Raw genomic sequence first — 19875 nt, 5'->3', positions numbered from 1 at the left:
TTCAGTTATTTTCAGAAATATTTAGGAAATGCAATGACTCAATTGAACATATTATGCATTGATGACGACCAGCTTTCCCTAAGAGCAACCGTAAGAACTCTAAGAAGGCTACGCCCAGAATGGAAGATATACTCCGAGGTCGATTCAAAAGCGGTGTTAGCGCATAGGGAGCAAGCGCTGCCAATACATGTTGTGTTAACAGATATGCTGATGCCCCACACAAATGGAGAAACAGTCCTAAACCATTTTAAAGCGAATCACTCCCATTGTATTCGTGCATTACTAACAGGTGACGTTGATACAAAGACCTATCAACTTGCCCACAAATACTCTCACTTTGTACTCTCGAAGCCTTGCCAAGATGATGATTACCTAAAATTACTGGAATGTACGGAAAGACTTTTTCAACTTCCTATAAATGACGACTTCCGAGCACATCTGGGAAAAATTGATTTGCCCATACTCACAGAGTCCGTTAGGCGCCTCAAAACTAAACTTAAAAAAGGTTGTACCATTCAAGATGCTGCTTCCATTGTTGCAGCAGAACCAAGCCTTGCGGCTCGCATCGTCCAAGTTGCAAATTCAGCCTATCTTGGTTTTCGCGTTTCCACATCCGATCTAAGTGAAGCCATTGCCCGCATTGGAACCGATAATTTAATCGATATAGCAATGACACTTTTATGTGAGTTTAAAGGTTCCTATTTGATAAACAGAGCTGATCACAAAGAGGAAGCCGACAAAGCCTTTCAAATCGCAACATTAGCAAAATCTATCGCTAGTAATATGGCTTTGCCAGTAGACACTCAAAGCAACTTGTTTACAGCAGCTCTTATGCATTCACTAGGTGTAATCGTTTGTAATCACTCTGATTTTCTTAAGCAACAAGATGAAAAAATTTCTGGCTATACGACCACCGCTTTAGTTTCATCTTACCTGTCAACTTTATGGGGAATGCAATTGGAAATCAGTGACACCCTTATACGTTGCGACAAATATAGAGACACAAATGATCGCAATTGCACCTTAAGCAACATATTGTATATCTCACAAAAAATATTTCAGATGGAAAAGAACGATGCATCAAAATTTCTAATGACAATTGATAATTTAAAATTGAAAAAAATAGCATATAAAACATTAACATTAGTATAAAGCCATTAACAAATCTCTCGAAATATGGAGGTAGGCTATGAAAGTTTCCGTAGTCGATGATTCAAAGTTATCCCGAAAATCTGTGATACGTGTACTCCCCGAACATTGGACTGACAATATAAGTGAAGGCGTTAATGGCAGAGAAGCAATAGAGTTATATGAACAAGGAAAGGCGGATATACTGTTCCTTGACCTCACTATGCCTGAAATGGATGGCTTTGAAGTTCTCGAATATCTTCATGAACAAGACGCAAAAAGCATTATATTTGTCGTTAGTGCAGATATCCAACCCAAAGCTCAAGAGCGAGTGAATCGACTCGGTGCTGCAAAGTTTTTGAAAAAACCGATTGATAAGAATCTTCTTGACGAAGCTTTACATGAGGTGGGCTTATTATGAACAGTGAATTTACGCCCGATCACAAAGACGCGCTTCAAGAGCTCATGAATATCTCAATGGGAAGAGCCGCTAGCAAGCTTGCAACACTAATTGACCTTCATGTCACTCTTTCTATTCCCAATATTCGTGTAGCAAACGATGACGATTTGTTAGAAATCGAGAAGCTAGAGTCCACACACTATTTTACACGTCAATCTTTCTTTGGTGGTATAGATGGTGAATTGATAACACTCCTTTCGAAAGAAGGTTGCCACAAAGTGGTGTTGTCATTAAATGAAGAGACGGAAAGCGCCAGCGTCGATCTCATTGCCGACTCCATCTTAGATGTTTCAAACATTTTATCTGGAGCTAGCTTGAAAGGGTTAAGTCAACAGATGGAACTCACTACGAAAATTCATTCTCCTGTTATTTTTGAACCATCTAAACAACCCCTCCCCCTTTCAGATTGGCATCTCGCTTTAATTATGGAGATTTCTTTTATCGTAGAAGAAGCATCATTTGAGGCAAAGACTGTCGTATGTTTTGCAGATAACGATTTAGAAAATGTTATAGAGCAACTTGATGAGTTAATGTAAGGAGAGTTGCAATGAAAGGAAAATTGTTACTATCAGATTTAATTGATCAATTTTCATTTGCCATATGCATAGTGAATCGACAATACAAAATAGTAAAAGCTAATGACTACTTTTCGACGCAAGCGGTTTACGACTCGCTTCAGTTGGCAGGGTCAGATATCCTTAAAATATTTCCTGATGCTGCGCAGTTTTTAAAAAGAAAAATAGATACAGCCCTTGTTATTGAAAGCCCAAGTTTTTCTTCGTGGGAACAAAAACCACATGTGCTCCCTTTTAAAAGTTCTAGACCAGTTTCGGGTCAAGAAGACAAAATGTTCCAAAACATCGAAGTCATTCCATTTCACAGTGACAATGGTGAAATTGACCATGTTTGTATATGCGTCCACGACGCCACAATTCAGGCAAGTCAGCAACATCAACTTGTTTCTGCAAAAAATAAGATAAAGCAAGAGCACGAAGAGCAAGTGCATTTGATTAAAAAGCTTGAAGAGACGCAGACCCAATTGATTCAATCAGAGAAAATGGCTTCAATTGGTCAGTTATCCGCAGGGATTGCCCATGAAATTAACAATCCAGTAGGGTTTGTTAATTCCAACCTACAAACACTAAAAACGTACACTGATGACTTACTTTCAGCATTAGGCAAAATTGAAACCCTAGCCACTTCAACACCAAATTTGCATACAAAGATACAGTCCATATTAAATGACTATCAAGTCGACTTTATAAAAGACGATGTCTCCGACTTACTTAGTGAGTCCCTTGAAGGAGCATCGAGAGTGATGTCGATAGTTAAGAATTTGAAAGATTTTTCACATGTGGACAAAGCTGAATGGACAGAGTCGTGTATCAAAGAAGGCATTGAAGCAACGCTGAAAATCATGAACAACCAAATAAAATATAATATCGAAGTTCAAACAGACTACGACTGCGATCTCCCCAAGGTGTATTGCCAGCCAATGCAAGTCAATCAGGTCATTCTCAACATCCTAATGAATGCTAGCCAAGCGATTGATGATGTAGGAAAAATATCAATTAAAGTTCAAAAGAAAAATGATAACGTAAAAATCTCCATTTCCGACAATGGAAACGGTATCCCAAATCAGATTATTTCCAAAATATTTGATCCTTTTTTCACGACAAAGCCCGTTGGAGATGGAACCGGTCTAGGTCTATCCGTATCTTATGGCATTATAAAAAATCATAAAGGCAATATTGATGTAGAAAGTAAAATTGGTCAGGGCACAACATTCATAATCACACTACCCATAAATTCCGGTTAACTCATTGGTATCGCACATTAGTTAGCTCTTTCAACCTCAGTATTGAATACTATTTTGGTAAACGTTAGCAAAATCAACTGACGACCATTTTTACGCGTTAAAGCATAGATATTAGAGTACAATACCTTCATACCCTCTCTTAAAGACAAAAACTGTGGCTCTTAAACCTACCATTTACAAATTTCGTATCACGTTAACGGATATGAACAGAGATTATTACGACTCTTTAAACCTAACGATTGCTCAACACCCTTCTGAAAATGAACAGCGCATGATGGCTAGAGTCGTCGCGTTTTGTTTGAATGCTCAGGAAGGGCTTGAATTTACCAAAGGTCTATCAAGTATTGAGGAACCGGATATCTGGCAAAAAAGCTTAGATGACCAAATCCAACTTTGGATAGATGTCGGCGAACCAGACGTAGATCGAATCAAAAAATCCACACGCTTGGCAAAAAAAGTGCACGTATACAGCTTTAACACCAAGTCGAATGTTTGGTGGAATCAAAACCAAGGCAAGATTGGTATGTTAGATGCCTCTGTCACCCGACTCGATTGGGATGGCATTGAACAACTCGCCTCTTTGGTCACTCGCACTATGGACTTATCGGTAATGCTAACAGGTAACTCTGTGTTTGTTACCGCAGATAACGGTGATTGCGAGATTGTTTGGGAAACGCTAAAAGACGCATCCTAATGACCAATCTAACTGAGATTTTATCGTCTGCTGGCATGAATGAGTTAACACTGTCAGATGAAGACCAAGTCAGAAGCCGTAGTATCATCAAAACATGCGACGCAATATTCAGCCAGGCTTGTCAAAATAACCCAGAGAAAAGCCCTTTTGATATGGCTCTTGGGACGCTAACAAAAGCTCAGATGGAGCTAATGGTTAATATTGAAACACAAGCCGATACACTAAAAAGTATGGGGGACATTATTCAAAATACCTTGGGTAATGAGCATTCCAATAAATTCAGTGTTGAACTGCCGAAAGATCTACTTTGCTGTACGCGATTATGGCTGTTGCTGCAAGGCTATCTGCAAATGGATTTCAGCCTAGCCAATGATCACGCCACTCAGACCAGTGAAGTGCTAACAAAGATAGAGGGCTCCAATACGGAGAAAACACGTACCGATTTGATGAAAGCTTTCTACATAGGTAAGTCTCACAATTCGGCGGTTGCGAAACATTCGGTATTTTCCAAGGTTTCTTCTTGGTTCTCGAAAACCTTTGGGTAACTGGGTAACTGGGTAACGTGAGTTTACGCCAACGTAAACATTCCAATTTGCCATGAGAAATCTAAAGGGAGCAAACGCTCCCTTTCTGTTTCTGTGTTCAAGATAGAAAGAACAAAAAACTATACCGTTCCACAGCGCTATTCCGCTACAGACATAAACAGTTATTGTTCAATATTTCGAATAACCCGACAAGGGTTACCTGCAGCAACAACATTGCTAGGAATATCTTTCGTTACGACGCTTCCAGCCCCAATAACAGAGTTATCTCCAATCGTAACGCCAGGGCAAATAATGCTGCCTCCCCCTACCCATACATTGTCGCCAATACGAATTGGCTTCGCATACTCTAAGCCCTCGGTTATGCGTGTTTTCACGTCTAAAGGGTGTGTCGCGGTATACACTTGTACGCTTGGCGCAAACATAACGTTGTCACCAATTTCGACTGAATTGGCGTCCAAGATCGTACAGCCGAAGTTTGCGTAAAAGTTCTCCCCCACCACAATATTACTTCCATAATCACAGTAAAAAGGGGGTTCTAAATAAACCTCGCCCTTTGCTTCAGGTAGCAGTGCTGCAATAGCATCTTGCCACTCTTTGCTATTTGGCAGGCTCTGATTTAACTTTTGCAGCCAACGTCGACAAGCAATGCGCTCGCTGTGAATTTCATCATCCCAAGGCTCATATAATTCACCCGCCAGCATCTTTTCTTTTTCAGTGGACATTCATGCACCTTCAATTTACCGATATAGAATTCATACTAACTAAATCAATCATTTCAAAATTAGGGCAAAATCAAAGGACATAAAAAAAGACCGCATTTTGCGGTCTTTTTATACTTTTCTGCATCGAATTAATAACGACTATTTAAATCAAAACTGCTAATTGTGCGCTTTCTTCATATCATCGATCATGATTTGAGTTGCTGTCACACCACTTGCCGAAATGTACCAGACAGGTGCACTAACATAAGTAATATTGTTGTTTTTGAACGCATTGGTTTTCTTGATAAGAGCGTTATCAAGTTGCTTCCTAGCGTCACCTTTCGATGCACCGATAGCTTCATCACGATCTAAAACAATAAGTACATCAGGGTTCGCCTTCGCAATGAACTCATAGCTAATGTTGTCGCCGTGTGACTTAGCTTTGATGTCTTCGACAGCCTGCTGGAAGCCAAACAACGTATGAATGTAACCATAACGAGACTCTAAGCCAAATGCACCAATTTTACCGCCACTAGTAATGATAGCTAACGCTTTAGAACCAGAATTCTTTGATAACTCTTGAAGCCCTTCGATTTGTCTTTGTTTGTCTTGGATAAGTGCTTCTATGACATCTTGTTTTTCAAAAACATCTCCTAGCATACGCCAAGCTTTCTTTGTTGAACCCCAGTAGTCTTTTGAATCGGCTAAGAAAAGGATTGTAGGTGCAATTTTAGAAAGCTCTTCCATAGAACCTGAACTACGGTTACTAACAATAATCAGGTCAGGCTTCATGCTGTAAATAGCTTCAAAATTAGGCTCGAACAATGACCCTGCAGCCTTATACTTATCGTCTTTATACTTACTCAGATAAGTTGGCAAATGCCCCTTCACAACCCCTACTGGTTCAATACCAATTGCATCAAGAACATCGAGGCTATCTTGACCTAAAACCACAACATTTTGAGGTTTAGACTCTAAGGTCGTCTTACCCATTTGATGCTCAACCGTAATGGACTTTGCCGTTGCGACGCTGGCAAACAGTACACTTAATCCAATAAGTGCACTTTTCAGCAAGGTTTGCGATGTTTTCATTGTCTTTCCTTAATTCACTAATTCTAGTTTTGCCTTAAAAAAGTTGGTTAGAATGACCAACTCACGTTGAATCTGATGTCTCTTCCAGCATTCGCGAAGCCACGTGCAACGGTACTATCGCCATAAATGTAGTAAGACGCATGGTCAAAGTAGTATTCATTGAACACGTTCTTCACCGACAATGTTAATGCTAATTCTTCATCCGTTAGCGGCATCCAGCGAGCGTAAAGATCATGCACACTGTAGCCTGCTTTTTCGTTTTCAGTAGCCGTGTTACCTGTTTCAGTTAAGCGCTCTACGATCTTCGTATTCCAGCCAAATTCCATCGTGTCTTGTGGCTGATAAATGAAATCTAAAATCCATGTATCACCGACAGATGTTCCGATAGTCATGTTTTCGTCAGTCAGTGGTTCACCATCTAACTTAGGGCTGGATTGGCTGTAGCTAAGTCTTGTCGATAGGTCGCCCACTTCGTAGCCTGCAAAAGCATTCGCACCCTTATTGGTTAATTTGCCAACATTGGTCATCTCTTTGCCTTTGTTGCTCACGACATCTTCGATTTCACTATCAAATAAGGTGATACCGGCGCTAAAACCATTGTTGTAGTATTTTGCGCCAACTTCAGCATTCGTTGCTTTCTCTGGCTTACGGTTCGGATCGTTGTATCTGTCATCCAAAACAAACAACTCTTTGGTTTGTTGTCCTCTAAAGGCTTTGGCGTAACTTGCAAATACATCCAGCCCATCAATAACGGTATATGTTGCCCCTACATTTGGGCTAAAACCATTGGAGTCGAATTCAACATCTTTGCTATCGGTAAGTTTGTAGGTGTCGTATCGAGCACCTGCTGTTAGCAATAACAGCTCTGTTGCTTGCCAGTCATTTTGTACAAACAAACCATAAACCGTACCTTTCTCAGTACCATCTTTACCGCCAGAACTTAGTTTTGCATTGTCTTGCCTAAAATCTGCGCCAACCACGAGTGAATGATTACCTAAGAGGCTAGTGTTAAACACCTTACCGCCGAACGTATTCATGCTTCCTGCACTGGTTCCCCAACGCGGATGATTTTTGTGAGTTAGCGTTTGTTCGTTGGTGTATATCGTTGTATCAACGTTGACGTAATCGCTCATCGCAAGTTGGTGCTTCAAAGTCAAAGTCTGACGACCCGTTTCTTGCTCCAATGCAGCATTTTTCTTACTAGGAACCCAATGTGGTCGATTTAGTTTTTCACCACTGTCGTCACTGAAATCGTAACTAATAGAAAGTTTCTGTGTATCCGTTAGCTTTCCTGAAAGTTTTACCAACGCTACTTTTTGTTTTGAGCCACTGTAATCTTGCTCATCACCATTGCCGTCAACAATGTTCTTAGAATCTTTATAGCTAAAGCTTGCTAACACACCCCAGTCTTCAGTTACATTTCCATAAAGGCTTGCAGACGTTTTATATGCGCTATTATTGCTGTAATAACCTGCTTTAACGTTACCGCCGAATTGCTCTCCACCATTAAGTAGGTCTTGAGCATCTTTGGTTTCAAATTTAATCGCACCACCCAGTGCTCCAGGGCCATCTGTCGCACGACCAGCGCCTGCATTAACCTCTACTCTTTTTAAGAGCTCAGGTTCAATGGATAAACGTCCTTGGTGGTGGAACAGGTTACCTGACTGTTCAGCACCATCTACGCTAACGTTCAACATCGTGTCTTCTAAGCCACGAACGTAAATTTTTTGCGAAACGGAAGAAGAGCCACCAACGTTAACTTCTGATTCTTTACGAAATACGTCGTTTAAATCATTCGCTTGGGCATTTTCCAACGCACTTTTATCGATAGAAATATCTACCGGTTGATGTTGGCTTCCTTTTACTTCGATAACTTCGATATCGTCTTGTGCAACGCTTACGGTTGATACCAGTAACAATGCACTTGCAATAGGTGTTAATTTAAATTGAGAAATTGAGTTCACGGACAACTCCATTGGTAATGAGAACTATTATCGCCGTGAATTCTGCTTACCCATCCCTATTGAGTAAATCACTTTTACAAGTGTTACATATCAAACACTTATGCATCATGTGGCAATGTAATTATCATTTCTAGACCATCAGTTGCATTGTTTACCGCTATGATTTTTCCTTTAACAGATTCTATATGTCGTTTAGCTAGCGCGAGCCCAACACCAAATCCGCTACGCCCTTCGTTGTTTTTTTGTTTTACTTTGAAAAACGGCTTAAAGATTTGAGAAAGCATCGACTCAGGAACACCAGGACCAGAATCCCGAATTTTTAAAACAACCTCATTTCCCATTCTTTCCGCAGATACATGAAAACTTCCCTGCTCTGGCGTATATCGGAGACCATTACGGATTACGTTCTCAATTGCTTGCCCTAAGGCGCGTTGGCTAGAATGGCTTAGGACTAAATGATCGGGTAGCGATACTGATATCTTGGCATTTGGGTATTCGAACGATGCGTCTTCAATGATTGAGTCTACTAATTCCGTTAGGTCGAACGTTTCTTTTCGAAGATCAGGTCGTTCGTTCTCTATCCAAGCAAGAGTTAGCGTATCTTCCGCTAATTGACGCACGTTGCGCACTTCAGTTTCGATCCGATTGAACATGCCTTTTACGTCAATACCACGCTCGATACAGCTCAGCGCCAGCTCTATTCGGCTAATTGGTGTTCGAATCTCGTGAGACATATCGCTAATCAGGTTTCGGTGGTGTTCAATAACCGTCGACGTACGCTCTGCCATTTCATCAAACGTTTTGGCGATTTCACCAAACTCGTCGTTACTGTTTATTTCTGAGTTCCCTATTCGTTCCTGATAGTTCCCTCGGCTAAATTCTTGCGTCGCATTGTGAAAACGCTGTAGTGGTTTCATCACGTAGCGGTAGATATAAACCGTTAAAGCGAGTAAGGCCATAAATGGGATAACAAAACGGAACAACCAAAACGCATGAGACATATACGTACCCGGTCTCATTCGATCAGGTAGTATGATTAAAAAGTGATAGTTCCCTTGCTTAAGAGCCACTTCCATAATGGGATTGTCCGGAAAATAAAGGTGTATTTTCCAATCAACATTTCGACCGATCCCATACCCTTCAAAAAATCGTTGGTTAAGCGCATTCCCACCGATTACATCCACCTGTGAACGCACGAGGGTCGCCCATGTGTCTTCTTGAGCGGCCAGTTCTTTTAACCAAAGATCCAACTCGTCTAATCGGTTTTCGTCTACTAAATCTTGTGCTTTGCTACCCCAAGCGAGAATTTCATCTCGATGCGACTGCTTGATGTAGCTCATTTTCTCTTCAGATAAAATCGCAACACTGTGAAGTAATGAGAAAAAAATGACGACGCCTAATGAAAGGATGATAAACAGTCGCCAAAAAAGCACTTTCTTCATACAAACAAATAACCTTTACCGTGAACGGTTTTTATGCGGGTTGAAGGCATACCTTCAGCAACAAGCTTTTTACGAATTCGACTCAGGTGCATATCTAGGCTTCGATCGTATTGGCAAAAGTCACGATCCAGTACGGCTTGATATAGGTAAGGCTTAGATTGCACGTGCCCTTTGTTTTGAGCTAACGTCCATAGCAGTTTGAACTGAATAGGCGTCAGTTGAACATCGGCGGGCTCTTCTTTTGCCTGAACCGTTACGATTTGGGTGTACTTGTTTAGGATAAGTTCTTCATGGGAGAGTTGAGATGAACTGCTTATGGGCTTACTACGCGATTGCGTGCGTCTTAAAATGGCTTCTATTCGCAAGCATATCTCGGTGAAGCTGCATGGTTTAGAGATGTAATCATCGGCACCAAATTGTAACCCACGAATTCTGTGCTCCTCTGCTCCATACGCAGTCAGCATAATGACTGGTGTGCTTGACTGTTCGCGGACAAAATTCAATAACTCAAAGCCATCAACATCAGGTAAATCGACATCCAACACAATCAAATCAAACGAACTCGTCTTCATGCATTCTAATGCCAAAGAACCGGATTCAAAGCTTGTTACATTGTATTGCTGAGACGACAATAATGCCGAGAGTTGAGAGTTAAGATCTGGGTCATCCTCTACCAATAACAGGTTAATTTCTTTCTCATTGGTACTGCTTTCAAATGCTGATGAAAGCTCAAAACTATTGACCGCGTCAAACATATTTCCATATCCAATCTAACTATAATGAGAATCATTATCATCTTATTAAAAAGCAAAATCAATGTGATCTGTTTAATATTATTGTGTTTTATTTTGCTTGCTGTTCAGCGTCTTTTTTCTTGTCGACTTTATGCTGATCTTCTGTACGCCCGTGCTTCCAGTAACTGCTGATATAAATTTCATCTCTTTCAACTTCACGCTCGTTCCTGAAGTATTTCCTAAGCTGTCTCATAGTTGAGAACTCAGTCGCACACCATATGCCAGGTTTACCTTCAAGCCACTGCTGTTTTTCAGCCATAGAAGCCAGTGATTCAGTATCACCTTTAATAACCCAGTGAAACTCTACACCTTCGGGGGCATCAATCTCTTGTATGTCTTCTTGGGTATTTACTTCAAAAATTGCGTATCCCTTTAGATTGCGATCTAGGCTCTCAAGCACGGTTGACGCACCAGGCAAGCCCGTCATGTCTGCCACAATGAAACACCAATCGGTATTAGGTTCTATCGCTTTAACGCTGCCGGGACCGCGAACAGAAAGACGCTCTCCGACTTGAGCTTGCTGTGCCCAATAAGAAGCAAGACCGGCTTCAATGCTGTTTCCATGCGTCACAAAGTCCACATCGATTTCGTTGTTTTCTTTATCAAGGCGACGAATGGAATACGTTCTTAGTGTTGGGTTGCCAAGTGAGCCATTTTCAACATGGCTTTTACCTTTTTCAGTAAACTCTAGCTTGATGTAGGCGCCCGCAAAATCATCAGTAAATGTCTGAACACAATCACCACTGAAGGTGATTCTAAGCATGGATGGGGTAATGAACGATTTTGATTTAACAGATAAAACCTGAGTCATTAATTTGTCCTTTATTTGGGGTATATATCTTTATTGGTAATACATGCAAATACGCTGACCATTCACTTCATGTATTTGGAAGTCAGTTTCATAGATTTCCGCCAACACGTTGGAGTCAATAACTTCGCTTACAGTTCCACGAGCAGCCACTTTTCCTTTTTTTAATGCCACAATATTGTCGGAATAGCAGGACGCAAAATTGATATCGTGAATAACGATGACTACGGCTTTCTTTAAGTCATGCGCTAACGTTCGAATATTTTTCATGATCTGAAGTGAGTGCTTTATATCTAGATTATTAAGAGGTTCATCAAGAAATACGTAATCGGTATCTTGAGCCACTACCATGGCAATGAATGCTAATTGCCTCTGTCCGCCACTCAGTTCATCAAGGTATTTGTCTTGTATATCGCTAAGATCTAGGTAGTTGATCGCTTTATCAATCACTTCGAGGTCATTTTTCCCCAGTTTTCCGCCGCTGTGGGGAAAACGACCAAATGAGACAAGCTCACGAATTGTAAATCGCATATTCAAATTGTTAGATTGTCTTAGCACTGCCAAGCATTTTGCCAATTCCTTCGTATCCCAATCTGCGATTTCTTTCGTGTCGATGAAGACTTGTCCCTCATCTCTTTGCAACAAGCGACTCGCCATGGACAACAGTGTGCTTTTACCTGCACCATTAGGACCAATGATTGACGTGACCTCTCCTTTCACAAAGGATGCACTAGCTTGGTCGACGACTTTATAGTTACCAAATGCTTTGGTAAGTTTTTCAATTTTAATCATGATGCAACCACTACGCTTTCTTTCTGATCAACTACACTTTCTGCCTGAACACTTACACTTTCTGCCTAATCAATAAGGAAAGAAAATACAAACCACCAACAAAATTCACGATGACGCTCAACGTTGTTTCAAATTCAAATACGCGCTCTATCACCCACTGCCCACTTAACAACATGCAAACTCCCATTAGCGAGGCACCCGTCATCAAAATCTTATGGCGATAGGTTTTAAAGCATTGCCGAGTCAAATTAGCCACCAACAAACCAAAGAAAAGAATTGGGCCAACTAATGCTGTTGAAACGGCAATCAAAATAGAAACCAACACCAAAACTTGTTTCGTTACTTTATTTACGTCTACACCTAGGCTTAATGCGTTATCTTTATCCAGCCAAAAAACATCCAGTTTGTTATGTAAGAAATACAAACACCCAATAACAATGGATAGAGGAATTAAGCACAAATAGACTAGGTCACTGTTTACGTTATTGAAGCTCGCAAACATGGCACCTTGAAGGAAAGAAAATTCTGTCGGGTCCATTACCATCATAAAGAAGCCCGCGATATTGGAAAACAGCTGCCCAAAAATCACGCCAGTAAGTAGAAGCGTCATGATATTCGGGTTTTCTCTACGAAAGTAAAAACTAAAAAGAGCTAACGAAAAACCCACCATAACGGCAACGGATATCGAGAATTTAATGAATGAACTTAACAACACAGAGCCCACACCACCCAATACCACTAAAATACACACTTGAATGAGTACATACAGTGAATCAAACCCCATGATGCTCGGCGTCAATATCCGATTGTGTGTAATGGTTTGAAACACCAAGGAAGACTGTGCGATCGCAATAGAGGCGATAACAATCGCCATCACTTTAGGGGTTCGACGAGATAAAAAGTATTCATAGTTATCTGCGTTAAGTCCCAACCCAATAAAAAGAAAAACAAATAACAAAGCGACGATTAGAAAACCGGTTAAGACGATTCTGTCACGCATTATGCTTTCCTTTCAAAATGAGGAACAAGAAAGCCGTACCACCGAGAATACTAATGATCATTGAAATGGGGACTTCATAAGGGAAAATGATAAGCCTGCCAGCAACATCACAAACTAGAACGAGAATCGCCCCGCACAGTGCCGTATATGGAATATTTCGGCGAATGTTATCTCCCATATAGGCGGCAACGAGGTTAGGAATTATCAGGCCTAAAAACGGCAACTCACCAACAATCATTACAATGCTGGCAGAAGTAACGGAGACCAACATAACGCCCACAACTACAACCTGCTGGTAATTAAGCCCTATGTTTGTTGCGAAATCCTTGCCCATTCCAGCGGCAGATAACCTCGCCGCATACCAATAGCTAAAGACGGCAACAGGAACGGCAATATAGAGTAATTCGTAATTGCCTTGAAGAACGGTAGAAAAGTTCGCTATAGCCCATGTCGATAAGCTTTGGACGAGGTTAAATTTGTAAGCAATAAAGGTAGCGGCAGCCGACACGACATTACCGAAAATGATACCCACTAAGGGAACGTATATCGCATTCTTAAACTGAATGGTGTTGATGAACCTTACGAAAAGTAACGTGCCAAGAATTGATGTACCAAAGATCAGGAATAGATTCTCACCATGACCAAAAATTAGGATGCTGAGTAAATACCCCAACATTGCACACTCAATGGTGCCCGATGTAGAAGGTGCAGCAAAACGGTTTTGGCTAATTTGCTGCATAATAAGACCAGCAATACTCAAACCTGCCCCTGCCAGCCAAATTGCCAGCAAACGTGGAATGCGGCTAATCAGTAATATTTCCCATGCTGCTTCATCGCCTTCCAGCAACTTTTGCAAGCTCAAGTCGGCTACACCAACAAACAGTGAACCCGCACTTAATATAAGTAAAACAAAAACTAACTTAAACACAGCAGGCTGTAACCCCAATAGTAATCATTCTTATTCAAAAAACGACTTAAAATATACCATCCTCAATTAAAATCCTAGTCATCGATACAATATTTACTTTTTTGCACAAGCGTTTGCGCTTTTCTAAAGAGATAGAAGCTCCTAGCCCCTCAAACTGGAAAATGGATCGCTGTTATCTGTACCACTTAACCCCTCAATTGGTTGGCATTGAGTTGGATTTAGGATAAGTTCTGTTGTCGTTTCGATATAATTATCAATGCAACACCTGCAGTAAGGAGCAAGCAATGAAGTTGATACGTTGGTTTTTAGGTAAGATCATTCTAGGGTTGAATTTTGTATTCTCACCAAAGGGTGTAAAACGAGATCAGAATGAACAGCAAATCATCAACCAAAAAACCAAGCAGCTGTCTCTTTACCAATTCGATGCTTGCCCATTTTGCGTGAAAGTTCGTCGTGAAATGAAAAGACAATCACTGAACATTGAGTTGCGTGATGCAAAAAATAATGCAACTCACAGAGAAGAGTTAGAAAATGGCGGAGGCAGAGTGAAAGTACCTTGCCTTCGTATTGAAAAAGACGGTGAAACGAAGTGGATGTATGAATCTGGCGATATCGTTGCGTATCTCCAGAAAGAATTCGCGTAATCAATCTCGCCTACTTTTGTTAATAAACCTAGCTTTTATTAATACGCCTAACTATAGAAATCTATAATGCCGCAGCGTTTATCTGCGGCATTTCTGCCTTTGAAGCCTGCAAAGGTTAAGAAACCGAGAGATCTGGCTCTTTGGTTTCTCTACGTTCCACTTCTATTTCATTAATTTCATCGTTATCTGAATTGATGTGTTCCGATTCGAACAAAGAATTATCGCCATTGTAGTATCGGACAACAAACGGCGTAAGCATGACAGACGAAGGAAAAAAGCGCTTCATAACATAACCCTCTTTAGTAATCTAAGGCTATGGTAATTCGGCGCTTTTCTGAAAATACTGATTCAAAACAAAGAAAGCGAATACTGACTATTCGCGGCTTAAAATCGTGAAGTGCAATCCAAATTTAGCTCAGTAATAGCGCTTGTAACTCTTTCCAGCATTTCACTTCATAGTGCGGAGTAATACCTTCTGGTGTCGGTGTTCCGTCAACATTCAACCAACACGTCTCTATTCCAGCATTCAGGCCACCCAAAACATCTGAATGAGGGTTGTCCCCCACCATCAAAACTCGGTCTTTTTCTGGGTACCCCATCTTTTCAAAAGCAGCATTAAAAATAGCGACATCGGGCTTTGCCGTTCCAACTTCTTCAGAAATGATGACGTGATCGAAGAAATGACTTAACCCAGTTCGTTCTAGGCGAATGCTTTGCAATTGAGTAAACCCATTAGTGATGATCCCAAGGCGTGCATGTTTACTGATTTGCTCCAAAGCTTCTTCAACGAAAGGCAGTGGTTTACAAATATCAGCCATAGCATCAAGAAATAATCGATTCAATTCAGATGGGTGAATGTTAAGCCTTTCTCCCCAAACAACAAATCGATCCTCTTGAAGTTGTTGTGCAGAAACTTCCCCATCCTGATACTTTACCCAAAGTGGCTTGTTCACCAACTGGTATTCTTCAAAATCTTCTCTATCGAATTCAACACTAAGGCGGGAAAACATTGTTTGTAAGCCCTGGTATGCATCAAAACTAAACAGAGTTTCATCAGCATCAAACAATACCCAAATGTATTTCATAGTACGTTCCTTTCTCATTTTTGTGTGCTTGGTTTACTGTCGCATATACCCAAGAGTGAGGCTTCAAACTCAATGAAACTGATTTTATACACTCGTCATCCCAATAACCATGCAATAAATTTGAAATGTAGTATTCCAATACCACCACTTAATCACAAAACCCATGAATAATACCGGCCTAGCGTTACTAGCAATAGCACCCCAACAACGATCAGGAGCGATACATGACAAAAGCAATACACTCCATGATTCGGGTTTTCGATTTAGAAAAATCGCTCGACTTCTACAACAAAGCCCTTGACTTATCTGTTGAAGATCGCTTTGACTTCGATGGCTTTTCTCTTATCTATCTTAGAAATGAAGAAACCAGCTTCGAGCTCGAGCTGACTTACAATCATGATCAGCAAGAACCTTATACTCATGGTTCAGGTTATGGTCATTTAGCAGTGTCAGTGGAAAACATCGATAAGCACTATCATAAAGTCACTGAGTTTGGATTAGATCCGACGCCAGTTAAAGAGTTTTTCCACAATAACGAGCGTTTGGCTAAGTTCTTTTTCTTGCAAGACCCTGATGGGTACAAGATTGAGTTCATAGAGCGGGACGGTCGATTCGAATAAGAAATGTCATTTCTGGTCACACAGAAGTGCGAATAATAAAGAGCCTCACTTCGTAAAAAGTTAGGGTTCATCTCTCATCCTTGTCTTTGGCTGTTTAGTTTTCAGACCCCCTCGGCACACTCCAACCCTCATATGTGTCGAGGAAAATTAAACTGCCCCTTTTTCTTTTTATATTCTATTTATCATTAGATAATTTATGAAACGCAACGTTCAACACGGTAACTTTCTATACAATAACCATCCATACAATAACTATTCGTACAATAACCATTAGGAAACACTATGATTCATTTACTTGCTTGCTTTAAAGCCAAACCGGGAAAAGAAACAGAACTTCAACAAATGCTAAGTGCAATGGTTGAACCTACTAAGGCAGAACCCGGATGTCTACGATATGAATTGTTTGAAGATAACGGCGAAGAAGGCCATTTTATTTTCAACGAATGCTTTGTTGATCAAAGCGCATTTGAGGAACATCAGGCAACCGCCCATTTCGCTCACCTTATTGAAAATGTGAACGACCTTATTTCAGAAGAAATCAAAATTATTACTCTCTCGCCAATTGCGAGCTAAACCGACTTTCCTCAATAACTTCTTTATTATCTATTAGTTAAATAACCTCATACGCAAGTTACATCAAGCATGTGAGGTTATTTTAACGCTTCCACCGAAAGTGTAGATTTTACATAGCCAGAAATAAAAATCTCAATATTTCTATATATATCAAGATGTAAGAATGATATCGCTTCTCAATCTAACACCTAATAACAAAACAATTAGTAATGAGAAGCCACTCACGGTTTATGGTTACTATTTGACCTATCATGTATTACAAGAACTGAAATCATGAATTCATAAATGAAAAAATCAAAATCTACGTTAGCGATAGATCAAATTGTTTACGACGTTTTGAGGGAAAATATTCCAGCTGGATCTTTCCTTAAAGGGGAAAATGAATTAGCACAAACGATGGGAGTGTCTCGCACATCAGTAAGAAGTGCATTACAAACATTGGCGAGTAAAGGGCTAATCACCATAACCCCAAAAGTGGGCAGTGTAGCGAATACACCAGACAAGTGGAATTGGTTGGATCATGACGTACTCCGTTGGGTTACACAGTACAAAGAATCCGACACTTTTATCCCCCATCTATTAGAAGTTCGCTTAATGGTAGAACCGAATGCAGCAGCGCTTGCAGCATTAAACGCTACTGGCGATAACCTAGCTGCTATTGAAAAAAGTTACAACATGATGGCAGATGGGGTAGAAAAAAGTGATAGAGAACAGATTAATACTGGTGATATGGAGTTTCACAAGCAATTGCTCGTGGCAACTAAAAATCCATTTTTAATTTCTTTAGGCGATGCGCTCACAACAACCATGGCAGTATCGTTTTCACAAACGTTAGAACAAAACGTCACACTGAGTAAGCCAGCTCTTGAAGAGCATTATCGGGTCATGGACGCGGTGCGAATGAGAAACCCAGAGCAAGCCCGAGAATTAATGCGTGACATTGTTTTGGATGCAATAAGCAAGACAGTTAAGAACCTGAAAGGCAGTAATTTGATCCGCTAGTCTGAGATATCATTAGAATGGATCAGACAAGTGTTTACTTCCTTCACCTTGTAATACAAGATTGACAATAAAGTGATACATGAGGTGAGTAATGAATGGAAACTGGATCGCCGTAGATTGGGGAACAACGAACTTTAGAGCATTTTTGATGGCAGAAACTGGCGAATGCCTAGACTCAATCCATGCCAAGAAAGGGCTGCTTTCCATTAAAGACAACCAGTTTTCAGTTGAATTCGACCACCTTATCGGTGGTTGGGTAAAGGAATCAGGTCAACTACCCGTGCTCATGGCTGGAATGGTAGGCTCTCAACAAGGTTGGTGTGAAGTGCCTTACACCTTTGCGCCCGCATCCGTTAGCGACATGGTTAGCGGGATCAAAACCGTTTCGTTATTGTCTGGTGACAGTGCCAAAATCGTTCCTGGTATCCGTTGTCAGAATGCATTTGGCTACCCCGATGTTATGCGTGGGGAGGAAGTCCAACTGATTGGATTAAGTGAATTACTCAACCAAGATTTTAGCGCCATTCTCTACGGCACGCACAGCAAACACGCCAAATGGAAAGACAACAAGTTAGTCCAGTTTTCCACTGTAATGACTGGAGAATTATATTCGATACTGGTCGACCATAGTTTGCTAGGCAAAGCTTTACCAAAACAAAAAGACAATAAAGATGTGTTTAACAAAGGCGTTGATGTAGGAATAAACGACCCGTTAAATCACGTTTTATTTAGCGCCAGAACATTCCGTTTAACAAATGAAATAAAACAAGAACATGTTCATTCCTTTATCTCAGGAATATTAATTGGCCACGAATTATCTTTGATAAAAGAAGAAAAATTGTACCTAATTGGTTCAAAGAGTTTAAGTAAACCTTATTCAGACGCATTAAATCATTTAAACATGAAACACCAATTAATAGATGGTGACCAATGCTTCTTAAAAGGTATGACTAAAATCTATAACAGTGGAAACAATTATGAATACTAAACAATTAAGAGAGCACGAATGGTTTAAGACTTTACCTCTCATCGCAATATTACGTGGCGTGGAACCAAACGAGGTTATTGAAGTTACGCGTATTCTATTGAAACATGGATTCCGATTTATTGAAGTACCACTGAATTCTCCAAATGCTATTCAAAGCATAAATAAACTCATGCAAACCTTTGGAGAAGAAGCGTTTATCGGTGCAGGAACAGTAACGACAGTAGATAAATTGATGCCTGTTATTGAGACTGGTGCCAAGTTAATTGTGACCCCCAATATGAACCCAGACGTTATTCATACAGCTCGGGCACATGATTGTGTGGTATTTTCGGGGATTCAGACCCCCACAGAAGCCTTTGCTGCCATAGAGCATGGCGCAACAGCCCTGAAATTCTTCCCAGCAGAATTAATACAGCCGCAAGGTGTAAAAGCGATCAAATCGGTACTACCACCCGAAACGATTTGCTGTCCTACTGGCGGTATTGAAGCCGACTCTAAGCAAATGCAATCCTACCGAGATGTAGGGGTAGATGGTTTTGGTTTAGGGTCCGGTTTATATAAGAAAGGCATTAAGCCTTCAGAATTAGAAAAGCGCGCGAAAGCGTATCGAGACAGTTGGATGTCACTTACGTAGAAAAATTAAAGTAATGAAATCGGCATAATTCGTGAAATAAGTTTTAAATGAAGAAAAAGGCTATTAAAACTCAATTCACAGGAAATCGAGCCAATAGAGTGTTAATTGTAGGTAGGACAATTAATTATTTAATCCAATGAAATCATCTTCCTACTTTAATTG

The 19875-nt window shown here is 40.5% G+C and carries 23 protein-coding genes; 12 read left to right on the top strand and 11 right to left on the bottom strand.

Annotated features, from left to right (window positions below; genetic code table 11):
• The first annotated feature begins 33 nt into the window (after positions 1-33).
• The 6 genes from VPNCDNU1_RS26100 to VPNCDNU1_RS26075 all read left to right on the top strand — a co-directional run bounded on the left by VPNCDNU1_RS26100 (position 34) and on the right by VPNCDNU1_RS26075 (position 4646).
• Positions 34-1152, top strand: a complete 1119-nt coding sequence (locus VPNCDNU1_RS26100) for an HDOD domain-containing protein (protein WP_104403088.1) — start codon at positions 34-36, stop codon at positions 1150-1152.
• A gap of 37 nt (positions 1153-1189) precedes the next feature.
• Positions 1190-1549, top strand: a complete 360-nt coding sequence (locus tag VPNCDNU1_RS26095; protein WP_104403087.1) for a response regulator — start codon at positions 1190-1192, stop codon at positions 1547-1549.
• The gene (locus VPNCDNU1_RS26090) at positions 1546-2124 is read left to right on the top strand and encodes a chemotaxis protein CheC (RefSeq protein WP_104403086.1); all 579 of its coding nucleotides are present in this window, start codon (positions 1546-1548) and stop codon (positions 2122-2124) included. The genes VPNCDNU1_RS26095 and VPNCDNU1_RS26090 overlap by 4 nt, the downstream gene beginning before the upstream one ends.
• An 11-nt stretch (positions 2125-2135) precedes the next feature.
• Positions 2136-3407 carry a sensor histidine kinase gene (locus tag VPNCDNU1_RS26085; RefSeq protein WP_104403085.1) on the top strand — a complete coding sequence of 424 codons (1272 nt, stop codon included), beginning with the start codon at positions 2136-2138 and terminating at the stop codon, positions 3405-3407.
• Positions 3408-3561: 154 nt separating this feature from the next.
• On the top strand, positions 3562-4101 hold the full coding sequence (locus VPNCDNU1_RS26080; RefSeq protein WP_104403084.1) for a YaeQ family protein: 540 nt from the start codon (positions 3562-3564) through the stop codon (positions 4099-4101).
• Positions 4101-4646 carry a hypothetical protein gene (locus tag VPNCDNU1_RS26075; protein WP_104403083.1) on the top strand — a complete coding sequence of 182 codons (546 nt, stop codon included), beginning with the start codon at positions 4101-4103 and terminating at the stop codon, positions 4644-4646. Before VPNCDNU1_RS26080 ends, VPNCDNU1_RS26075 begins: the two co-directional genes overlap by 1 nt.
• 161 nt (positions 4647-4807) lie before the next feature.
• Here the strand turns inward: VPNCDNU1_RS26075 and VPNCDNU1_RS26070 are convergent, their stop codons facing one another.
• The 9 genes from VPNCDNU1_RS26070 to VPNCDNU1_RS26030 form a co-directional block, all read right to left on the bottom strand.
• The gene (locus VPNCDNU1_RS26070; protein WP_104403082.1) at positions 4808-5368 is read right to left on the bottom strand and encodes a sugar O-acetyltransferase; all 561 of its coding nucleotides are present in this window, start codon (positions 5366-5368) and stop codon (positions 4808-4810) included.
• A 156-nt stretch (positions 5369-5524) separates the two neighbouring features.
• On the bottom strand, positions 5525-6439 hold the full coding sequence (locus VPNCDNU1_RS26065) for a siderophore ABC transporter substrate-binding protein (RefSeq protein ID WP_104403081.1): 915 nt from the start codon (positions 6437-6439) through the stop codon (positions 5525-5527).
• A gap of 47 nt (positions 6440-6486) precedes the next feature.
• Positions 6487-8403, bottom strand: a complete 1917-nt coding sequence (locus VPNCDNU1_RS26060) for a TonB-dependent receptor domain-containing protein (protein ID WP_104403080.1) — start codon at positions 8401-8403, stop codon at positions 6487-6489.
• Positions 8404-8501: 98 nt separating this feature from the next.
• Positions 8502-9845, bottom strand: a complete 1344-nt coding sequence (locus VPNCDNU1_RS26055; protein WP_104403079.1) for a histidine kinase sensor domain-containing protein — start codon at positions 9843-9845, stop codon at positions 8502-8504.
• Positions 9842-10600 (bottom strand): response regulator transcription factor, encoded by a 759-nt coding sequence (locus tag VPNCDNU1_RS26050; protein WP_104403078.1) that lies wholly within the window; start codon positions 10598-10600, stop codon positions 9842-9844. Before VPNCDNU1_RS26050 ends, VPNCDNU1_RS26055 begins: the two co-directional genes overlap by 4 nt.
• Before the next feature lie 88 nt (positions 10601-10688).
• On the bottom strand, positions 10689-11450 hold the full coding sequence (locus VPNCDNU1_RS26045; protein WP_104403077.1) for a siderophore-interacting protein: 762 nt from the start codon (positions 11448-11450) through the stop codon (positions 10689-10691).
• Positions 11451-11480: 30 nt separating this feature from the next.
• Positions 11481-12239 carry an iron ABC transporter ATP-binding protein gene (locus VPNCDNU1_RS26040; RefSeq protein WP_104403076.1) on the bottom strand — a complete coding sequence of 253 codons (759 nt, stop codon included), beginning with the start codon at positions 12237-12239 and terminating at the stop codon, positions 11481-11483.
• A gap of 52 nt (positions 12240-12291) precedes the next feature.
• Positions 12292-13239 (bottom strand): iron chelate uptake ABC transporter family permease subunit, encoded by a 948-nt coding sequence (locus VPNCDNU1_RS26035; protein WP_104403075.1) that lies wholly within the window; start codon positions 13237-13239, stop codon positions 12292-12294.
• On the bottom strand, positions 13232-14167 hold the full coding sequence (locus tag VPNCDNU1_RS26030) for an ABC transporter permease (RefSeq protein ID WP_104403149.1): 936 nt from the start codon (positions 14165-14167) through the stop codon (positions 13232-13234). The genes VPNCDNU1_RS26035 and VPNCDNU1_RS26030 overlap by 8 nt, the downstream gene beginning before the upstream one ends.
• 284 nt (positions 14168-14451) lie before the next feature.
• On the opposite strand from VPNCDNU1_RS26030, the gene VPNCDNU1_RS26025 reads away from it, so the two are divergent.
• Complete coding sequence (locus VPNCDNU1_RS26025; protein ID WP_104403074.1) at positions 14452-14811, top strand: glutaredoxin family protein; 360 nt, start codon at positions 14452-14454, stop codon at positions 14809-14811.
• Positions 14812-14926: 115 nt separating this feature from the next.
• On the opposite strand, the gene VPNCDNU1_RS28945 is transcribed toward VPNCDNU1_RS26025, so the two are convergent.
• Together VPNCDNU1_RS28945 and yjjG are read right to left on the bottom strand one after the other, a co-directional pair.
• A complete protein-coding gene (locus VPNCDNU1_RS28945; RefSeq protein WP_167404896.1) occupies positions 14927-15097 on the bottom strand; it encodes a hypothetical protein in 171 nt (56 codons plus the stop codon).
• 124 nt (positions 15098-15221) lie between these two features.
• Complete coding sequence (gene yjjG, locus VPNCDNU1_RS26020) at positions 15222-15896, bottom strand: pyrimidine 5'-nucleotidase (protein ID WP_104403073.1); 675 nt, start codon at positions 15894-15896, stop codon at positions 15222-15224.
• 224 nt (positions 15897-16120) lie between these two features.
• Here yjjG and VPNCDNU1_RS26015 point away from each other — a divergent pair, with 224 nt between their 5' ends.
• The 5 genes from VPNCDNU1_RS26015 (at position 16121) to VPNCDNU1_RS25995 (ending at position 19713) form a co-directional block, all read left to right on the top strand.
• Entirely contained in the window at positions 16121-16516 is a 396-nt protein-coding gene (locus VPNCDNU1_RS26015) for a VOC family protein (protein ID WP_104403072.1), read from the top strand.
• A 282-nt stretch (positions 16517-16798) separates the two neighbouring features.
• Positions 16799-17089 (top strand): putative quinol monooxygenase, encoded by a 291-nt coding sequence (locus VPNCDNU1_RS26010; protein ID WP_104403071.1) that lies wholly within the window; start codon positions 16799-16801, stop codon positions 17087-17089.
• Between the two features lie 285 nt (positions 17090-17374).
• The gene (locus VPNCDNU1_RS26005; RefSeq protein ID WP_104403070.1) at positions 17375-18091 is read left to right on the top strand and encodes a FadR/GntR family transcriptional regulator; all 717 of its coding nucleotides are present in this window, start codon (positions 17375-17377) and stop codon (positions 18089-18091) included.
• Positions 18092-18182: 91 nt separating this feature from the next.
• Positions 18183-19079, top strand: coding sequence for a 2-dehydro-3-deoxygalactonokinase (locus VPNCDNU1_RS26000; protein ID WP_104403069.1), 897 nt, complete (start codon positions 18183-18185; stop codon positions 19077-19079).
• The gene (locus VPNCDNU1_RS25995) at positions 19069-19713 is read left to right on the top strand and encodes a 2-dehydro-3-deoxy-6-phosphogalactonate aldolase (protein WP_104403068.1); all 645 of its coding nucleotides are present in this window, start codon (positions 19069-19071) and stop codon (positions 19711-19713) included. The genes VPNCDNU1_RS26000 and VPNCDNU1_RS25995 overlap by 11 nt, the downstream gene beginning before the upstream one ends.
• Positions 19714-19875: the final 162 nt, after the last annotated feature.

This window comes from Vibrio penaeicida, assembly GCF_002933855.1.
GTDB lineage: Bacteria > Pseudomonadota > Gammaproteobacteria > Enterobacterales > Vibrionaceae > Vibrio > Vibrio penaeicida_A.
The sequence above is the reverse complement of the archived record's forward strand: the minus strand, read 5'-3'. Positions and strand labels throughout refer to the sequence as shown.

Bases quoted from the DNA above. Each gene is read 5' to 3' on its own strand.
- yjjG (WP_104403073.1), bottom strand. From the start codon at position 15,896: ATGAAATACATTTGGGTATTGTTTGATGCTGATGAAACTCTGTTTAGT.
- VPNCDNU1_RS26045 (WP_104403077.1), bottom strand. From the start codon at position 11,450: ATGACTCAGGTTTTATCTGTTAAATCAAAATCGTTCATTACCCCATCC.
- VPNCDNU1_RS26095 (WP_104403087.1), top strand. From the start codon at position 1,190: ATGAAAGTTTCCGTAGTCGATGATTCAAAGTTATCCCGAAAATCTGTG.
- VPNCDNU1_RS26090 (WP_104403086.1), top strand. From the start codon at position 1,546: ATGAACAGTGAATTTACGCCCGATCACAAAGACGCGCTTCAAGAGCTC.
- VPNCDNU1_RS26025 (WP_104403074.1), top strand. From the start codon at position 14,452: ATGAAGTTGATACGTTGGTTTTTAGGTAAGATCATTCTAGGGTTGAAT.
- VPNCDNU1_RS26065 (WP_104403081.1), bottom strand. From the start codon at position 6,439: ATGAAAACATCGCAAACCTTGCTGAAAAGTGCACTTATTGGATTAAGT.
- VPNCDNU1_RS26075 (WP_104403083.1), top strand. From the start codon at position 4,101: ATGACCAATCTAACTGAGATTTTATCGTCTGCTGGCATGAATGAGTTA.
- VPNCDNU1_RS26035 (WP_104403075.1), bottom strand. From the start codon at position 13,239: ATGCGTGACAGAATCGTCTTAACCGGTTTTCTAATCGTCGCTTTGTTA.
- VPNCDNU1_RS26085 (WP_104403085.1), top strand. From the start codon at position 2,136: ATGAAAGGAAAATTGTTACTATCAGATTTAATTGATCAATTTTCATTT.
- VPNCDNU1_RS26010 (WP_104403071.1), top strand. From the start codon at position 16,799: ATGATTCATTTACTTGCTTGCTTTAAAGCCAAACCGGGAAAAGAAACA.
- VPNCDNU1_RS26000 (WP_104403069.1), top strand. From the start codon at position 18,183: ATGAATGGAAACTGGATCGCCGTAGATTGGGGAACAACGAACTTTAGA.
- VPNCDNU1_RS26005 (WP_104403070.1), top strand. From the start codon at position 17,375: ATGAAAAAATCAAAATCTACGTTAGCGATAGATCAAATTGTTTACGAC.
- VPNCDNU1_RS26015 (WP_104403072.1), top strand. From the start codon at position 16,121: ATGACAAAAGCAATACACTCCATGATTCGGGTTTTCGATTTAGAAAAA.
- VPNCDNU1_RS26055 (WP_104403079.1), bottom strand. From the start codon at position 9,845: ATGAAGAAAGTGCTTTTTTGGCGACTGTTTATCATCCTTTCATTAGGC.
- VPNCDNU1_RS26100 (WP_104403088.1), top strand. From the start codon at position 34: ATGACTCAATTGAACATATTATGCATTGATGACGACCAGCTTTCCCTA.
- VPNCDNU1_RS26070 (WP_104403082.1), bottom strand. From the start codon at position 5,368: ATGTCCACTGAAAAAGAAAAGATGCTGGCGGGTGAATTATATGAGCCT.
- VPNCDNU1_RS26050 (WP_104403078.1), bottom strand. From the start codon at position 10,600: ATGTTTGACGCGGTCAATAGTTTTGAGCTTTCATCAGCATTTGAAAGC.
- VPNCDNU1_RS25995 (WP_104403068.1), top strand. From the start codon at position 19,069: ATGAATACTAAACAATTAAGAGAGCACGAATGGTTTAAGACTTTACCT.
- VPNCDNU1_RS28945 (WP_167404896.1), bottom strand. From the start codon at position 15,097: ATGAAGCGCTTTTTTCCTTCGTCTGTCATGCTTACGCCGTTTGTTGTC.
- VPNCDNU1_RS26040 (WP_104403076.1), bottom strand. From the start codon at position 12,239: ATGATTAAAATTGAAAAACTTACCAAAGCATTTGGTAACTATAAAGTC.